Consider the following 16,772-nt stretch of genomic DNA (forward strand, 5'->3'; position numbering starts at 1 on the left):
TATCTGGCCCTACACCTCGTCCCTAAAACCCGCTACACACCCCGCATGAACCAGCACGCCAAGCTCCGGATCGGCCATTCGGCCTGTCCGCATGATTGCCCCTCCACCTGCGCCCTCGAAGTCGAGTTGCTCGAAGACAACCGCATCGGCCGCGTCCACGGCGCCAAGGCGAACAGCTACACGGCGGGTGTCGTCTGCGCCAAGGTCGCGCGCTATGCCGACCGCGTCCACCATCCCGACCGGCTGCTGAAACCGCTGGTGCGCGCCGGCGCCAAGGGCGAGGGCGCCTGGAAGGAAGCCAGCTGGGAAGCAGCCCTCGACCTCGTGGCGGAAAAATTCATCGCAGCCGAAGAAAAATACGGCTCAGAGACGGTCTGGCCTTATTTCTACGCCGGCACGATGGGGCTGGTGCAGCGTGACGGCATCCAGCGGCTGCGCCACGCCAAGAAATACTCGGGCTTCTTCGGCTCGATCTGCACCAATCTCGCCTGGACTGGCTGGATGATGGGAGCGGGCGCGCTGCGCGGTCCCGATCCGCGCGAGATGGCGAAATCCGACTGCGTGGTGATCTGGGGCACCAATGCCGTGGTCACCCAAGTCAACGTGATGACCCATGCGACCAGGGCGCGCAAGGAGCGTGGGGCCAAGATCGTCGTCATCGATATCTATGACAATGCCACGATGAAGCAGGCCGATCTCGGCCTTGTCCTGAAGCCCGGCACCGATGGCGCGCTCGCCTGCGCGGTCATGCACGTGCTGTTTCGCGATGGGCTGGCCGACCGTGCCTATCTCGAAAAATACACCGACGATCCGCGCGGGCTGGAAGAGCATTTGAAGACGCGCACGCCCGAATGGGCGGCCGCCATCACCGGGCTCAGCGCCGATGAGATACAAGCTTTCGCGCATTTGGTCGGCACGACGAAGAAAACCTACTTCCGCCTCGGCTACGGCTTTGCCCGCCAGCGCAACGGCTCGGTCAACATGCACGCCGCCTCCTGCATCGCCGCCGTCACCGGCGCGTGGCAGTATGAGGGCGGCGGCGCTTTCCACTCCAACTCCGGCATCTTCAAGCTGAACCAGGATGTGCTGGAAGGTACAGCGATGCGCGACCCGAAGGTGCGCTATCTCGACCATTCGCGCATCGGCCCGGTGCTGACCGGTGCGGCGGATGCGCTCTATGGCGGTCCCCCGGTGACGGCGATGCTGATCCAGAACACCAATCCGGCCAATGTCGCGCCGCAGCAGCGGCTGGTGAAACAGGGTTTTATGCGCGAGGACCTGTTCACTTGCGTGCACGAGCAGTTCATGACCGACACGGCCAAGCTCGCCGACGTCGTGCTGCCGGCCACGATGTTCCTGGAGCATGACGACATCTACAAGGGCGGCGGCAACCAGCACATCACGCTCGGCCCCAAGCTGATCGAGCCGCCGGAAGGGCCGCGCACCAATCACTATGTCAATGAGGAGCTCGGCAGGCGGCTGGGCGTCGGCGACCGTCCGGGCTTCGGACTGACGGAGCGCGAGCATATCGACATTATCCTCGGCAAGCGCGGGCTGGGCAGCTTCGACAGCCTGAAGCAACAAAAGTGGGTCGACCTGCAGCCCGGCTTCGACGACGCGCATTTCATCAACGGCTTCGGCCATGCCGACAGGAAGTTCCACTTCCGGCCGAATTGGACCGGGCAGTCGGCGCCCAACCGGCCGCCGAAAAGCATGGGCCTGTTCGGCCCGGTCGGGCGGCTGCCGGAATTCCCCGACCATGTCGAACTGATCGAGGTGGCGGATGAGGAGCATCCGTTCCGGCTGGCGACTTCGCCGGCGCGCAACTTCCTCAATTCCAGCTTTGCCGAGACGCCGGTCTCGAAGGCCAAGGAAGGCAGGCCCGAGCTGCTCATCCACCGCGAAGATGCAGCAGTGCTCGGCATCGAGGATGGCGGCCGCGTCGAGGTCGGCAACCGGCGCGGCGACCTGGTGCTGCATGCCAGGTTCTTCGATGGCGTGAAGCGCGGCGTGGTGATCGCCGAAGGCATCTGGCCGAACAGCGCGCATGAACGCGGCGAGGGCATCAACGTGCTGACCGGCGCCGATGCTCCTGCGCCCTATGGCGGCGCCGCCGTCCATGACAACAAGGTCTGGCTCAGGGCGCTTTGATCGCTTCGGATTAGAAGCGCAAGCGCCCAGAACGCGGATCTGCAGGCCGCACCGCCAGGCACCAATCCGCAAGGCGTTGCAGATCACCAGTTGGGATTCCGGCCTTCGAAATCGTCTTCCGGGATGATCGGCGGTCGGCGCTCAAGACTGGTGAAAGGGTCCAGATAGGCTGCCTTGCGTGTATTGACCATCAAACTGAAGATGGTGTTGAACGTCGCGAGCATTGCCCGCCTCGGGATGCTTGGCCGCGGCAGTTTGAGACGCCGGACGGCAGTTGGGCCGCTGGTGAGGATGTCGGTCATGATGTCCTCCTGTGGCGGCGACAATGGCAGCGCTTCCCACCCAGGTCCTTGGCTTAAACCTGAAGAGTCCTGAATGGCTCTGAAATTGCTTGAAGAGAAGAATCCCAAACGGCCCTGAAGTTCGCCTTCAGGGTCATCTTGGATTATCCTGCCCGCGAGGGTGGTTCTTGGCCAATGGACTTGGAGTTTGGGAACTATCGTTTGAGACGAGCCGAACGGCAGTTGCTGGGCCCGAGAGGGCCGGTGGAGCTTTCGGCACGTTCCTTCGACATCCTCGCCATGTTGCTCGACAGGCCCGACGAGGTGATCGGCAAGACCGAACTTTTCGATGCGGCCTGGCCCGGCGTGGTGGTGGAGGAGAATACGCTGCAGGTCCACATTTCGGCGCTGCGAAAACTGCTGTCTGCCGAGCTGATCGCAACCGTGCATGGTCGCGGTTACAAATATGCAGGCCCCAGGCCCTTCGCTGTTACGGCAGATGATACGGCGGCGTCCAGACCGTCCATCGCCATACTTCCCTTCGACAACATGAGCGGTGACCCGGAGCAAGACTATTTCAGCGACGGGATTACCGAAGACATCATCGTCGAGCTCGGCAAATATAAGGAGTTTCTGGTCATTGCGCGGAACTCGTCCTTCCAGTTTCGCGGCAAGGCGCATGACCCGGCCGAGGTGGCGAGCAAGCTTGGTGTCCAATATGTCGTCGAAGGCAGCGTGCGGAAGATCGGCAACAGGGTGCGGATCGCCGTACAGCTAACCGATGCGTCGTCGATGGCTCATATCTGGGGCGAACACTACGACCGGGAACTCGACGACATTTTCGCCATCCAGGACGAAATCACCCGGATGATTGCAGCGCGTCTGGCCCGGCAGGCCAGAACCGCGATTGCGTCGCGCGCCAGGGCCCGGCCGACCAACAACATGTCGGCCTACGAGTTTTACCTACGGGCGCTGCAACTGGCAGCCGTTTATGACACGGTGCTCGAAGCGGAACCGTTTCTGCACCAGGCGGTAAAGCTTGATCCGCAGTTTGCTGCTGCCCACGCCATGCTAAGCTTTGTGGAGTCCATCAAGTACTATTGGGACTACAACAATCCCGGCCATTTGCATTCCGGACTGGAGATCGCAAGAACAGCATTGGGCCTTGATCCCGACGAAGCCTATGGACATCTCGCCACCGGCTTCGCTCACTTGTACCTCCGTCAATTCAGGCAATCTGAAATCAGCCTTGACCGGGCCGTTGCGCTCAATCCGAACGATCCGTTCATTCTTAGCATCCGTGCTATTTTCCTCAATCACACTGACAGGCCGGAGCAAGGGCTTGATGAAATAACCGAAGCCCAGCGCCGCGACCCATACGCCGTGGGATGGTATGACGACTTCCGCGGCGTCCTGCTGACGACGGCTGGGCGATATCGCGAGGCGGCTGCCTGCTACGCGAAAATGGCGACTGTAACGCCTTGGTCGCTCATTCGTCTTATCATATGCCATTCCGAACTCGGCGAAATCAGGCAAGCGCAAGACGTGCTGGCGAAGGTCAAGGCACATTATCGCGGACTAAGCCTTGACCAGATCATTGATACGGAAGTGGATTTTTATCAGGACGCCACCGTATGCAGCCGCTATCGCGCGATCCTCGATCGTGTTGACAAGGCGGAATAGGCCCGTAGCGGCTTATTGCCTTGCTACTTCGCCGCCTGAGCGTCCAGCGTCTTGATCTCATCCGCAGCCGCCTTGCGGGCCGCCGCATCGACACCGGACAAGCCTTTCTCCTTGGCGAAGGCAATGAGGGCGGTGCGCGTGTCCTCGTCGCATCCGTCCGAACCCACGCCGTCGATGCCGGCTTTCTTGGCGGCGGCGAGCACGGAGTCGCAGGCGTCCGGAGCGAAGGCGAACTGACCCATGATGGCGCCGAGCGTGAGCGGATCCTGCAGGCGCGGATCGTCGCGGATCGCCTGGATGGTGGCGCTGCCCACCACCTTGGATTTGCGATCCTGCGCGATCTGCGTCAGGTCGAAGATGAACTCGAATTCCGCCTTGTCGACGCCGGCAGGCTTCGACACAAGAATGTCCAGCGCATAGCGGGTGACTTTCTCGGGCGTGACCACCGCGCGCACCACCTTTGCCTGATGGTAGTTGCGCACCAGCGCCCAGCGCGACGGGAGGTCACCGTAACGGGCGAGCAAATCGAGCTGCTTGATGGCGGCGATCTTCTGCTTGTCGGTCTTGGCGGCCTGCGCCTGCGCGAAGACCTTCTTGCCGATGCGGTCGATGATTTCGTTCGCAAGCAGGCCTGAGGCCGGCGCGGTCTGTTGCGTCGCTGCGGTCTGGACGGGGATTTCGGCGAGCGGGCCTTTGGCGTCGACCCAGGCGGCCAGCGCCTTGCGCGCGTCCGGGCCGAAATATCCCTTCGGCTCGCCGGTGTAAAAGCCTTCGCTCTTCAGCGTCGTCTCGATCGCGGCGCGGATCTCGTCGGGCAGCGCCTTGCCGATACCGACGAGGTTGTCTTCCGTGAGTCCTGCCGGCGCCTCGCGAAAAGCGTCCATCACTGCGGCCGCGATCGCCGCCGTTCCGGCGCTGGAGGCAGGTCCGGAAAAGAGGCCGCTCAGTTCGATGCTTGCCGCGTCGTTGCCGAGCACGCCGGCGCCCATCCTGCCGATGCCGTCATTGTAAAGCGCGATGCGGTCGGTGATGCCTTCGCGCAGCGTCATCAGATGGTCGAAACTATCGAAGGTGAAGGCGTTGGCGAGCTTGCTCTTTGCCTTCAGCGAGCCGAGCCGCGCCGCCTCGCGCCAAGCATGCAGGCGCTCGCGCGGATTCTTGTCGATGCCGAGACCGTCGTCATAGGCGTCGCCCAGCAGCACCATCGCCTCGACGCTGCCGAGGTTGGCGGCGTTGATTAGCATCGCCGTCGCCTTCTGATTGTCCTGCGGATAGACCGCGCCTTTGCGCAGGAGCTTCGCCTGCAGCAGATACGCCTGTTGCTCCTTCTTGGCCTCGCCTTCGTCGATCAAGGCTTTCAATTGATCATCGCTCAAGCCGTCGTCGCGGCGCGACGGCTGGTAGCTGGTAGAATCCAGATTGGCATATTGGGTCGAGGCGTAGAGCCAGAGCGCGTCGCGATCGCCTGCGTCCGCCAGCGGCTTCAGCATGGCGCGCGCCAAATCCTCGTTCTTGAACTGCTGATTGTCAGAGAGCTGCAGCCGCGCCAGCGCCAGCGCGGCACCTGGCTCGCCGGCATCGGCGCCGTCGCTCAGGCGCCCGACCAACTGGTCCGGATTGGCGATCTGCATGCCGTCATAGTCGAGCAGCACGCCCGCAAGCCTGATGCCGGCGTCGAGATCCCACGAGGTGTTGAGCAGTTGGATCGCCTCGCGTGGCTGGCGGCCGACGAACTTGCCGTCCATGAGCAGGCCGGCGAGCATCGGCCCGGCCTCGGCGACATTCTTGGTGGCGGCACGCAGCATGGCGATGGCGCGCTTGCCGTCGGCGGGGCCGCCTTCGCCCTTGGCCAGCATGTCGGCCAGCATGGGTATGGCATATTGATCGCTGCCGACCCGCGCCTCCAGCAACTGCCTGGCCTTCGCCGCATCCTGCGAGGTCCCGCGGCCCAGCCGCAGCGCCTTGATGTAAGCAAGCGCCGATCGTCCGGAGCCGTTGGTCCCGGACTGGAAATCCGTCTCGACGGCATGAAAGGCCTTTTGCTGCTCGTCGCTCGTGAAGCCGTCTTCCGTCAGCGTCGTCCGCGCAATCAGCAGCGGCATGGCGGCGCGGAATTGGCTGTCCCATTCGCCGGGCGACTGGCCCTGGGCTGGCGCGTCGATGACGCGTTGCGCGGTCTCGACCACCTTATGCGCGTCGCGGCGCAGCAGCGGCCCTTCGATATACTGACGGAGCAGCGTCTCAAGCGCCATGAGATGACCGGCAGCGCCGGCCTTCTGCAAGGCATCGAGCGCCATCGCCCGTGTGACCGGCGGTGGACCGGCATCGGCGCGGTCGTGCCGATGCACCGAATAGACCTCGTAGAGCAGATAATTCGCCTCTGGGCTGCCGCCGTCGGCGAGCAGCTTGATCTGCGGGAGGAGAAAGGTAAGTCCCGCCTGGTTGAGCGCGACCTGGACCCGCAGCCATTCAAGCGTCAGCCGCTTTTCCTGCGGTGCGCCGAGCATTGCCGCCTGGCATTTGTCGGCCAGGATTTTGAGCTTGCTGAGGTCAAAGTCTTGCGGGAAGAGCTCGCCATACTGGACAGGCGGCGCCTTGGCTCCAGGATCGAGCGGCACCGAGGCGCCCCGGTCGCAGACACTGATCGCCTCGGCGAGCGCCGCCCTCTTCGCCGCATCGTCGGGTTTTTCCGAAGATGTCTGGGCCGCGAAGGCCCCGCCGGCAAACGGCGTCAAAGCGAGGCAAGAAAGAACCAGGGCATGCACTGGCCGCAGCATGGGCGTCCCCCCTCGGACACGGTCCGGGTGCAGCCGGACGCACAGGCGCTAAAGTAGCACATCGCACGAGTGATGATGAGTGTGGCGCTTCACGTTCACGCAGCGTTGCCTAAGACTGCACCACGCTTTGCGATCTGGCCCAAATGGCTCCGGTCGCACCCGCCAGCTCCGGCGTCTATAGAGGCCCTTGTCTCGGCAACGAGGGAGGATGTCGTGGCCAAGGTCTCGCTTCTGGGCATTCCGCATGACGAGAATTCGTCCTATTTGCGCGGGCCGGCCGAGGCGCCGCCGCTGATCCGGCGCGAACTCGCAAGCGACGCCTACACTTCATGGTCGGAAACAGGTTTCGATCTGACGGACCGCTTCGTCGATCACGGCGACATCGATTTCACCCAGCCCGGCGACCCGTGGCAGCGGATCGAAAGCGAAGTCGGCCGCGCGCTCGACGCCGGCCATCCGCTGATCTCGCTCGGCGGCGATCATGCGATCTCTTGGCCCATACTGCGTGGCGTTCGCCGCCGCCACCGGAGCCTCACGATCGTCCATATCGACGCGCATCCGGACATCTATCATGTCTATGAAGACAATCCGCGCTCGCACACCTCGCCCTTTGCCCGCGTCATGGAGGAGAAGCTGGCCGACCGGCTGATCCAGATCGGCCTGCGCACCGTCAACGATCACCATCGCGACCAGTTCAAGCGCTTCGGCGTCGAGGTGGTTGAGATGCGGCATTTCAGGGAAGGGCTGCAGCTCGACCTCAAGACGCCCGTCTATATCTCGATGGACATCGACGCTCTCGATCCGGCCTTCGCCCCCGGCATCTCGCACCGCGAACCGGGCGGCTTCACCACCCGCCAGGTCATCGGCCTGATCCAGGCAATAGACCAACCGATCGTCGCCGCCGACGTGGTCGAATACAATCCGCGCCAGGACCTCTCCAACGTGACGGCGCTGGTCGCCGCCAAGCTGGTCAAGGAAATCGCCGGCATGATGCTGAAGACCAACGGCGCCGCCTGAATCAACGCTTGAATCAATTTGCCAGGGCGGCGTGCTAGAGGATTGTTCCGACTCAGCTTTCGACAAGGATCGCCATGCCGCAGCCGCTCAGGATAGCCGTCGCCGGCGCGCTCGGCCGCATGGGCCGGCAGATGGCGCAAACCGTCGCGGCCGATCCGCGGCTGCAGCTCGTCGCGCGCTTCCATCGGCCGGGCAGTACGGACCAGGAACTGCTTGAGCGCGACGAAGCGCTGGCGCTTGCCGATGTGGTCGTCGATTTCACCACGCCCGCGGCTTCCGCCGAGTTGGCCAAGGCCTGCGCCGCGCGCGGCGGTCCGGCGCTGGTAATCGGCTCGACAGGTTTCGACGGCGCTGAACTGGAGGCGATTGCCGACGCCGCGAAGAAGATCGCCGTCGTGCGCTCCGGAAGCTATTCGCTGGGGCTCAACATGCTGACCGCGCTGGTCGAACAGGCGGCGAGCGCACTCGGCGCAGAAGACTGTGACGTCGAAATTCTCGAAGCGCATCACCGCACGAAGGTCGACGCACCATCGGGCACGGCGCTGATGCTCGGCGAAGCGGCGGCGCGCGGGCGCGGCGTCGAGCTGGACGATGTGGCGAAGCGCACCCGCGACGGCCACGTCGGTCCGCGCCCAACCGGCGAGATCGGCTTTGCCGTTGTGCGCGGCGGCAGCATCGTCGGCGAGCATGGCGTGAGCTTCCTCACCGAAGGCGAGACGCTTACGCTCTCGCATGCCGCCGGCGACCGCTCGATGTTCGCGCAGGGCGCCATCGCCGCGGCACTCTGGGTCGCCGGGCGGCCGCCGGGCGAATATGATATGCGCGACGTTCTCGGCTTCACTGCCTCGTGACCGGGAACCAAGCCGGATTCCATTCCACGGCCGCCAAAACGGCTGAAAGCCAGCTGAAAGCTTGGCCATGTCATGACGGTTTTGTGGCGTTCGCCACATGAGCGGCCTGGGAGCGGCCGGCAGGAGGAAATGCGGCGCGGCGCGCCGCCCAGTGGAGGAAATTACGTGACCGGTTTCATCTCTAAACGCGCGCTGCGCTCAGTGGCGCTGACGCTTGCCATGGTTGGCGCTGGCGCATCGGCGGCATCGGCTGCCGACAAGATCACCATCATCGTCGGCGGCATGGAAAAGCAGATCTATCTGCCGGCCGTGCTCACCCAGCAGCTCGGCTATTTCAAGGATGAAGGGCTCGATGTCGAGCTGATCAACTCGCGCGCCGGCGTCGAGGCCGAAAATGAATTGCTGGCTGGCGCCGTACAGGGTGTCGTCGGCTTCTACGATCATACCGTCGACCTGCAGTCGAAGGGCAAATACATCCAGTCGATCGTGCAGTTCAGCCAGGCGCCAGGCGAGGTCGAGCTGGTCTCGGCCAAGCATCCCGAGATCAAGTCGCCGGCCGACTTCAAGGGCGCGACGCTCGGCGTCACCGGGCTCGGCTCCTCGACCGATTTCCTGACGCAGTATCTCGCTGTTCGCAGCGGCCTGAAGCCGGGCGACTATACGCTGCTTCCGGTCGGCGCCGGCAACACCTTCATCGCCGCCGTCAAGCAGGACCAGATCCAGGCCGGCATGACCACCGAGCCGACCATCGCCAAGCTGCTCCAGACCGGTGAGGCCAAGGTGTTGGTCGACATGCGCACGCCCGAAAAGACCAAGGCAGCGCTTGGCGGCGACTATCCGGCAGCCTCTTTCTACGTCCAGTCGAGCTGGCTCGAGGGCCACAAGGACGAGGCGCAGAAGCTCGCCAATGCCTTCGTCAAGACGATGAAGTTCATCGCCGGCCACTCGGCCGAAGAGATCGCCGACAAGATGCCGAAGGACTATTACGCCGGCAGCAAGGACCTCTATGTGCAGGGCCTGGCCGGCGGCAAGGCGATGTTCACGCCTGACGGACGCATGCCGGCAGATGGACCGGAGACCGTGCTGAAGGTTCTGTCGACTTTCTCCAAGAGCCTGCAGGGCAAGCAGATCGACCTGTCGAAAACCTACACGACCGAATTCGTCGACGCCGCCAAGTAAGCGTCGGCAGGCGAGGGCGGGCCGATCGGTCCGCCCTTGGAGCAATTCCAGGAAAAGTGTGAAACGGTTTTCCGCCCGGAATTGCGTCAAGCAAAGAGATAGAGCGGTTTGGCGTGAAACGGCGAACCGCTCTAGAGAACAACGACTTGCGCCGGCTGCCTGAATCAATTCTGCAGCGGCGCCTTCCGGATGCCAAGCTGCGGCAAGCCCTCTGGCTTTAGCCAAAGGCATCCTCGCACCACCACGATAGGAGTGTGCCATGCAGTTGCAGACCATGGCGGCGGAGAAACTGTCTCCGGCCGCGCCGCCGGCCGATGCCGCGATCGCCATCGATGACGTGACGCTGCGCTTCGTCACGCCCGACGGCCACATGATGACGGCGATCCGCGATTTCACCATGACGGTGGCGCGCGGCGAGTTCGCCTGTGTCGTCGGGCCGACCGGCTGCGGCAAGTCGACGACGCTCAACCTGGTCACCGGGCTGTTGCGTCCGACCACCGGCAATGTCCGCGTCATGGGCAATCCGGTGACCGACATCAGCCGCGACATCGGCTTCGTCTTCCAGGCCGACGCGCTGTTTCCGTGGCGCAGCGTCATCGACAATGTCGCCGCCGGCCCGCTCTTCCGCGGCACGCCGAAGAAGGAAGCCTACGAGAAGGCGCGCGACTGGATCGGCCGGGTCGGCCTTTCGCGTTTCGAGAAACACTATCCGCACCAGCTCTCGGGCGGCATGCGCAAGCGCGTGGCGCTTGCCCAGACCTTCATCAACCAGCCCAAGATCCTGTTGATGGACGAGCCCTTCAGCGCGCTCGACATGCAGACCCGCACGGCCATGCAGGACGAATTGCTGGGCCTCTGGTCGGGGCTGAAATCATCCGTCGTCTTCGTCACGCATGACCTCGAGGAAGCGGTGGCGCTGGCCGACAAGGTCTATGTGCTCACCGCCGGTCCGGGCACGGTGAAGAGCGTCTACCGCATCGACCTGCCGCGCCCGCGCGTCATGGCAGACATCCGCTACGATCCGAAATTCATCGAGATCGCAAAGGTTATCTGGAACGATCTGCGCGAGGAGGTGCAGCTTGGCCAAAGCCGCGGCCTCCAGACCGGCCATTGACAGGAGACACAGCATGACCGCCATTTCTCCCACCGATCAGGCCGCCGCCCGCGCCACCTCGATCGTCGCCGCCGAAGCGCAGGCAAGGGCACGGCTGCGCAAGCGCCATGCTCTAGTGATTGGCCTGCGCCTCGCGATCCTCCTCATCTTCCTGGGCCTCTGGGAACTCTGTGCCGATTACAACATCATCGATCCGTTCTTCTTCTCCAGCCCGTCGGGCATCTGGGAACAGATCTGGTCCTGGATCACCGAAGGCACCTCGCAGGGGCCGCTCTGGCTGCAGATCTATGTGACGCTGGAAGAGACCTTCCTCGGCTTCGCCATCGGCGCCGTCGGCGGCATCGTGGCCGGCATCATCCTTGGCCGCAACAAGCTGCTGGCGGACGTCTTTTCGATCTACATCAAGATCGCGAACTCCGTGCCGCGCGTGGTGCTTGGCTCGGTGTTCATCATAGCGCTTGGCCTCGGCATGGCGTCCAAGGTGGCGCTGGCTGTCGTCATGGTGTTCTTCGTCGTCTTCGCCAACGCCTTCCAGGGCGTGCGCGAGGCCGACAGGGCGATGATCGCCAACGCCCAGATCCTCGGCGCCTCGCCGATGCAGATCACCACCTCGGTCATCATCCCTTCGGCGATGAGCTGGATCCTCGCCAGCCTGCATGTCTCCTTCGGCTTCGCGCTGGTCGGCGCCGTGGTCGGCGAGTTCCTCGGCGCCAAGCAGGGCATGGGTCTCTTGATCTCCACCGCGCAGGGCGCCTTCAACGCCAACGGCGTCTTCGCCGCCATGATCATCCTGGCGGTGATGGCGCTGGTGGTGGAGTTCATCATCACCCGCTTCGAGAACTATGTGGTGAAGTGGCGCCCGGCGCCGTTCAACGAGCAGGGGGCTTGATTGATCACCGCACACCATCATGTTTGGTGTGCGGTTTCCCCTAAGATGTATGACAAAGTCATGCGCCTGTGCTATATTGAGGGCATCGAGGAGACGAGTCATGCGAAACTCCCAGCCCCTGACGATCACGCTGCCGCTTGAGATGGCACAGATGGTGAAAAATAAGGTTGCCTCGGGCGAATACGCCACCGAAAGCGAGGTCATCCGCGATGGCCTACGTACGCTTGCGGCGCGTGACGCGGCGGTTGAACGCTGGCTGCGCGAGGAAGTCGTGCCGACGATGCAGGATGCGCGCGCCAATCCTGAGAAGCTTTTGACGGCCGAGCAGATGCGCCGCAATCTCTCGGAGCACATCAACGCGATCGTCGCCAAACCACGCTCGGGTGCATGAAATACCGGGTCAGATTCCACGCTGCAGCCGAGCGAGACATAGCCGAACTGCTGAGCGAACTCGCGCCGAAGGCTGGCGTGGAAATCGCGTTGCGCTTTGTCGGGCGCATTGTCGATTATTGCCTCGACTTTGAGACTTTTCCCGAGCGCGGCACACGTCATGACGAAATCGCTTCGGGTTTGCGCACGGTAGGATGGCGCCGACGCGCGACGATCGCGTTTGAAGTCGCCGGTGACAAAGTGATCATCTTGCGGATTCTCTACGCCGGCCGGACGCTTGAATTGCCGGACGAAGAGTAAAAGGGTCGCCACTCGACCTGATCACGCAAGCGGCAGCCGCACCTCGACCTTGAGCCCGCCCGCCGCGGCGTCGCCCAGCGTGACGCTGCCTCCGGCATTCTCGACCACCTCGCGCACGATGGCGAGACCAAGACCGCTGCCTTCCTCGGCCGAGCCGGCGAGGCGGTAGAAGCGCTCGAAGACATGCTCCCGCTCTTCCGCCGGGATTCCCGGTCCGGCATCGCTCACCGTGAGTTCGGCCTCGCCATCCGCGGTCGCCAGCCTCACGGTGACGCTACCGCCCGGTCTGGAATAGCGCAGCGCGTTGTCGACCAGGTTGACGATCATCTCGCGCAGCATCGTGCCGTCGCCGACCACCGTCACCGGTCCGTTTTCCTCGAGGCCGAGGTCGATGTCGCGGTTGATCGCCGCCGGCGCTTGCGCTTCCAGCACATGGCGTGCGGCTTCGGTGAGGTCGATGCGGTCGGCGCGTGGCCGTCGGCTGCCAGGTTCCGCCCTCGACAGCGTAAGCAGCTGTTCGGCCAACCGCGCCAATTTGCCCGAGCTCGCCTGCAAGGCGACCAGCGCCTCCTGGCGCCGGTCGGCCGCGGTTTCGCGCAAGGCATAGCTTGCCTGCGTCGACAAGAGCGCCAGCGGCGTGCGCAGTTGGTGCGCGGCATTGGCGATGAAGCGCCGCTGCGCCGCCATCTGCGCCCGCACGCGCTCCATATAGGCGTTCAGCGCTTCGATCAGCGGCCGGATCTCGCTCTGCGCGCCCGGGACCTCGACCGGATCGAGATCGCTGCGGCTGCGCGAGCGCACCGCGTCGCGCAGCCGGATCAGCGGCGCCAGCCCGCGGCGCAGGCCAAGCAGCACGAACACGCCGGCAATAGCCACCAAGGCAAGCTGCTGGGCGAAGGCGCTGAGCCACAGGCGCTTCACCATCGCGTCATGTCCGGCGAGCGTGACGCCGACAGTGACCTTGATCGGCGAATCCGTACCGGCGCCGATCACGGCATGGCTGAGCGTCGCCAGGCGCAGCGGGTGATCGCGATAGGCAGCCTCGATGCTGCCGCGCTCCGGCGCCACGGGCAGATCGGGATAGCCGGTCAGCAGCCGCCCGCCGGCGGTCTCGACCCGGTAATAGACGCTGTCCCGGTCGCCGGTGTCGAACATCTCGATCGCCGCCGGCGGCACGGTGGCGTCGAGCGCGCCGTCGGCCATTGCCACCTGCTCGGCAATGGCGCGGGCCGAGCCGACCAGCATGCGGTCGGTGACGAGATCCGCGGTCGCCAGCGCGTTGCGCTGGCTGGTCCACAGATTGATGGCGGCGAGCCCGGCAAGCGGCAGCACCACCCAGGCCAGCAATTGCAGGCGAAGGCTGCCGATCCGAAACCTGTCGATCCTCATGGCGCCGGATCGTCGTGGCGCAACAGGTAGCCGAGGCCGCGCAAGGTGGCGATCTGGACGCGCGATCCCTCCAGCTTCTTGCGCAGCCGGTGCACGTAGATCTCGATGGCGCTGGGGTCGGCGTCGGTTTCGAAATCGTAGATCGCGGTCGAGAGCGCCGCCTTGCTCACCGTGCGGCCGGCCTTGACGACCAGCTGTTCCAGCACGGCGTGCTCGCGCGGTGTCAGCGACAGCGTCGCGCCGGCAAGCGAGAACAGGCGTGTATTGGTGTCGAAGACCAGATCGCCGCAGGCAATGACTGGCGCGGTGCGGTCGTTGGCGCGGCGCAACTGCACGCGGATGCGCGCTTCCAACTCCTCGATCTGGAAGGGTTTCGCCAGATAGTCGTCGGCACCTTCGTTGAGGCCCTTGACCCGGCCGTCGAGGCTGGCATTGGCGGTGAGCACGATCACCGGCACCGGGTTGCCGCGCGCCCGCAACCTTTTCAGCACCTCCATGCCGCCCATGCGGGGCAGGGCAAGATCTAGGATGATCAAGGCATGGTCGCCAGCGGCCAAAGCATGCTCGACATCCTCGCCGTCATGCACGACATCGACGACATAGCTCGCCTGGCGCAGCGTCTTGCTCAGCCAATCGGCCAGTTCGCGGTTGTCCTCGACAAGCAGCAGCCGCATCGTTTGTCGCTGTTTCCTCCCAATGGCGTCGACCGACGCCAAAGCGCGGCGGGCGGCGTCCAAATTGGTTCCCGAGGCAACCGATAGTATCGATCCGCGCGCAAGGCAAACGTGGTTTCCCGGCGGTCGCCATCCCGGTCGCGGCACCTGCCGAGCCGCTTGTTCGGTCGGGCAAGCGATGAAATCGAACCGTTCGGTTCAATTAATGTTGACGGTTCGTGTAGCTATGGTGAACACCGGCAGCCCTTACCAGGATGCCGTATCGCGCTGCCTTTTCTGTAACCGATTGATATTAAACGATAAGAATGTGGCCGCTGCGTCCTTCGCCCAATTTCAAGATCGAACCGAACGGTTCGGTTCACAACTTTTCGTGATTGGAAATGGCAGCAGGGCCGACCCATTTCGGGGTGGTCCGAGCGACGCGAATTTCCATTACGGCACGCCACTAGACGGACATGACTTTTTGAAATCTGGAGTACCTAAAATGAACAAGATTGCTTTTGCCGCCGCTGCTTTCCTCATTGCCACGGGCAGCGCTTTCGCCGGCAGCGACCATTACAACCCCAACGACGCCAGCCAGTCGGCCGTGACGGCCCCTGCGGGCAACGTCGACCGGACCGTTACCGGCTCGATCAACAAGTTCGAACAGCGCTTCATCAAGAATGCGCCCAGCTCGAACCAGCAGGAATCCGGCCAGGGCCTCTGGGGCAACCGCTAAGCTGGTTCCAGTCCTGACCAAAATCTGACCATCAACCCATCATCCTTGAATTTGGAGTAACTCAAATGACCAAGATCGCTCTTACCGCTGCCGCCCTCCTCGTCGCCACTGGCGCCGCTTTCGCTGGGTCCGACCACTACAACCCCAACGAAGCCAACCGGCCGGTCGACACCTCGATTACTGCTTCGGTCAAGACTTCGGACGCGAACGTCCAGAAGCCGGCGACCCAGGCTCCTGCCCAGGATCTGTTCGGCAACCGCTGAACGCCCTGGTCTTCCAAGACTTCAAAGCGGCGGGCTTGTCCCGCCGCTCTGTTTTTCTAAGGCCGGCTGCTCCCGGGCAGGCTTTTTCAGGGTTGATCAAGCATTCATCACGAAGCGGTGATGCTGTAACGATGCCCCTGGTGCCGTCGAAGTGGGAGTAAGGGCCGATAGACGGGGCCGATGCCAAGGAAATTCAAGTGTGTCGAACGAGCGGGCAGCACCCGGGCGATGTCCGAGGCTACCCCTGTGCCGATCCACTAGGTCATCTGATCGTCGATCGCGCCTGATCAAACAGCGCAACCCGAAACCAGGAGTATTTGAAATGACCAAGATCGCTCTTACCGCCGCCGCCCTGCTTGTCGCCACTGGCGCCGCCTTCGCTGGGTCGGACCACTACAACCCCAATGAGGCCAACCGGCCGACTGCTTCGGTCGACAGCTCGTTCACCGCTTCGATCAAGAATTCGGGCGCGAATGTCCAGAAGCCGGCGGCCCAGGCCGCTGATCAGGATCTTTTCGGCAACCGCTGAATGGCCTGGTTCCAAGACCTCGAGCGGCGGGCTTGTCCCGCCGCTCTGTTTTTCTACAGCCGGCTACCGGCATTGTGAAATCGCTTCACAAGTATTTGTATCACAAGCATTTGTAATCGTTTGTCTTTTTCTCGGCGAAGTTTGGGCCGACGCTGCCGGGGCCGCTAAAGAAAGCGAGCGGGCCGGGAATAAATCCCGGCCGCCGCGGGTCTTGTCGGCAGCGGGGTCATCCTCCCAAGGCCTCCGCCCCGATGAAGCCGAACGAACAAGGAAAACCGAAATGACCAGGATCGCTCTCACCACTGCCGCAATGCTTCTCGCGATGGGCTCCGCCTTCGCCGGCAGCGATCACTACGACCCCAATGACGTCAACCGGCCGACCGCCGGCGTCGACAGGGCCTACACGGCTTCGGTCGGCAAGCGTGAGGTTGCCAAGCAGGCCGATGTCGACACCTCGATGACGACAGGTTCGGCTGGATCCAAGGCTTGGTCCGACCCGGGCCAGGGCATCTGGGGCAACTGATCTTTGACGCTTTGAACTGTCAAAGGCGGCGGACTTGCTCCGCC

17 protein-coding genes are annotated in these 16,772 nt (G+C 63.6%); 13 read left to right on the forward strand and 4 right to left on the reverse strand.

The features are described 5' to 3' along the window. The first annotated feature begins 45 nt into the window (after window positions 1–45). On the forward strand, window positions 46–2,151 hold the full coding sequence (locus FJW07_RS04625; RefSeq protein ID WP_140854760.1) for a molybdopterin oxidoreductase family protein: 2,106 nt from the start codon (window positions 46–48) through the stop codon (window positions 2,149–2,151). 83 nt (window positions 2,152–2,234) lie between these two features. Here FJW07_RS04625 and FJW07_RS04630 read toward each other — a convergent pair whose 3' ends face one another. After that, on the reverse strand, window positions 2,235–2,453 hold the full coding sequence (locus FJW07_RS04630; RefSeq protein ID WP_140854762.1) for a hypothetical protein: 219 nt from the start codon (window positions 2,451–2,453) through the stop codon (window positions 2,235–2,237). A 243-nt stretch (window positions 2,454–2,696) separates the two neighbouring features. On the opposite strand from FJW07_RS04630, the gene FJW07_RS04635 reads away from it, so the two are divergent. Further along, window positions 2,697–4,115 carry a winged helix-turn-helix domain-containing protein gene (locus FJW07_RS04635; RefSeq protein ID WP_246680655.1) on the forward strand — a complete coding sequence of 473 codons (1,419 nt, stop codon included), beginning with the start codon at window positions 2,697–2,699 and terminating at the stop codon, window positions 4,113–4,115. Between the two features lie 23 nt (window positions 4,116–4,138). Here the strand turns inward: FJW07_RS04635 and FJW07_RS04640 are convergent, their stop codons facing one another. Beyond that, entirely contained in the window at window positions 4,139–6,892 is a 2,754-nt protein-coding gene (locus FJW07_RS04640; RefSeq protein ID WP_140854765.1) for a sel1 repeat family protein, read from the reverse strand. Window positions 6,893–7,105: 213 nt separating this feature from the next. On the opposite strand from FJW07_RS04640, the gene speB reads away from it, so the two are divergent. From speB to FJW07_RS04675, 7 genes are all read left to right on the forward strand, one after another. Beyond that, the gene (speB, locus tag FJW07_RS04645; protein WP_140854767.1) at window positions 7,106–7,909 is read left to right on the forward strand and encodes an agmatinase; all 804 of its coding nucleotides are present in this window, start codon (window positions 7,106–7,108) and stop codon (window positions 7,907–7,909) included. 74 nt (window positions 7,910–7,983) lie between these two features. After that, window positions 7,984–8,760 (forward strand): 4-hydroxy-tetrahydrodipicolinate reductase, encoded by a 777-nt coding sequence (dapB, locus tag FJW07_RS04650; protein WP_140854769.1) that lies wholly within the window; start codon window positions 7,984–7,986, stop codon window positions 8,758–8,760. 219 nt (window positions 8,761–8,979) lie between these two features. Continuing rightward, the gene (locus FJW07_RS04655) at window positions 8,980–9,939 is read left to right on the forward strand and encodes an ABC transporter substrate-binding protein (RefSeq protein WP_246680683.1); all 960 of its coding nucleotides are present in this window, start codon (window positions 8,980–8,982) and stop codon (window positions 9,937–9,939) included. A gap of 259 nt (window positions 9,940–10,198) precedes the next feature. Then, window positions 10,199–11,053 (forward strand): ABC transporter ATP-binding protein, encoded by an 855-nt coding sequence (locus FJW07_RS04660; RefSeq protein WP_140651876.1) that lies wholly within the window; start codon window positions 10,199–10,201, stop codon window positions 11,051–11,053. A 13-nt stretch (window positions 11,054–11,066) separates the two neighbouring features. Continuing rightward, window positions 11,067–11,942: an ABC transporter permease gene (locus FJW07_RS04665; RefSeq protein WP_140854773.1), complete on the forward strand. Its 876-nt coding sequence runs from the start codon at window positions 11,067–11,069 to the stop codon at window positions 11,940–11,942. A 100-nt stretch (window positions 11,943–12,042) separates the two neighbouring features. Next, the gene (locus FJW07_RS04670) at window positions 12,043–12,333 is read left to right on the forward strand and encodes a type II toxin-antitoxin system ParD family antitoxin (protein ID WP_140648064.1); all 291 of its coding nucleotides are present in this window, start codon (window positions 12,043–12,045) and stop codon (window positions 12,331–12,333) included. Further along, window positions 12,330–12,632: a type II toxin-antitoxin system RelE/ParE family toxin gene (locus FJW07_RS04675; protein WP_140854775.1), complete on the forward strand. Its 303-nt coding sequence runs from the start codon at window positions 12,330–12,332 to the stop codon at window positions 12,630–12,632. Before FJW07_RS04670 ends, FJW07_RS04675 begins: the two co-directional genes overlap by 4 nt. A 21-nt stretch (window positions 12,633–12,653) precedes the next feature. Here FJW07_RS04675 and FJW07_RS04680 read toward each other — a convergent pair whose 3' ends face one another. Continuing rightward, the gene (locus tag FJW07_RS04680; RefSeq protein ID WP_140854777.1) at window positions 12,654–14,021 is read right to left on the reverse strand and encodes a sensor histidine kinase; all 1,368 of its coding nucleotides are present in this window, start codon (window positions 14,019–14,021) and stop codon (window positions 12,654–12,656) included. After that, the gene (locus FJW07_RS04685; protein WP_140648061.1) at window positions 14,018–14,695 is read right to left on the reverse strand and encodes a response regulator; all 678 of its coding nucleotides are present in this window, start codon (window positions 14,693–14,695) and stop codon (window positions 14,018–14,020) included. The genes FJW07_RS04680 and FJW07_RS04685 overlap by 4 nt, the downstream gene beginning before the upstream one ends. 22 nt (window positions 14,696–14,717) lie before the next feature. Between FJW07_RS04685 and FJW07_RS32355 the strand changes: the two genes are divergently transcribed. The 4 genes from FJW07_RS32355 to FJW07_RS04705 all read left to right on the forward strand — a co-directional run bounded on the left by FJW07_RS32355 (window position 14,718) and on the right by FJW07_RS04705 (window position 16,728). Continuing rightward, window positions 14,718–15,413, forward strand: a complete 696-nt coding sequence (locus FJW07_RS32355) for a DUF680 domain-containing protein (protein ID WP_348640176.1) — start codon at window positions 14,718–14,720, stop codon at window positions 15,411–15,413. 65 nt (window positions 15,414–15,478) lie between these two features. Continuing rightward, window positions 15,479–15,676, forward strand: coding sequence for a DUF680 domain-containing protein (locus tag FJW07_RS04695; RefSeq protein WP_140648059.1), 198 nt, complete (start codon window positions 15,479–15,481; stop codon window positions 15,674–15,676). A 322-nt stretch (window positions 15,677–15,998) separates the two neighbouring features. Next, window positions 15,999–16,205 (forward strand): DUF680 domain-containing protein, encoded by a 207-nt coding sequence (locus FJW07_RS04700; RefSeq protein WP_140648058.1) that lies wholly within the window; start codon window positions 15,999–16,001, stop codon window positions 16,203–16,205. 280 nt (window positions 16,206–16,485) lie between these two features. Beyond that, window positions 16,486–16,728, forward strand: a complete 243-nt coding sequence (locus FJW07_RS04705) for a DUF680 domain-containing protein (protein ID WP_140648057.1) — start codon at window positions 16,486–16,488, stop codon at window positions 16,726–16,728. Window positions 16,729–16,772: the final 44 nt, after the last annotated feature.

The organism is Mesorhizobium sp. B3-1-9 (assembly GCF_006439595.1).
GTDB lineage: Bacteria > Pseudomonadota > Alphaproteobacteria > Rhizobiales > Rhizobiaceae > Mesorhizobium.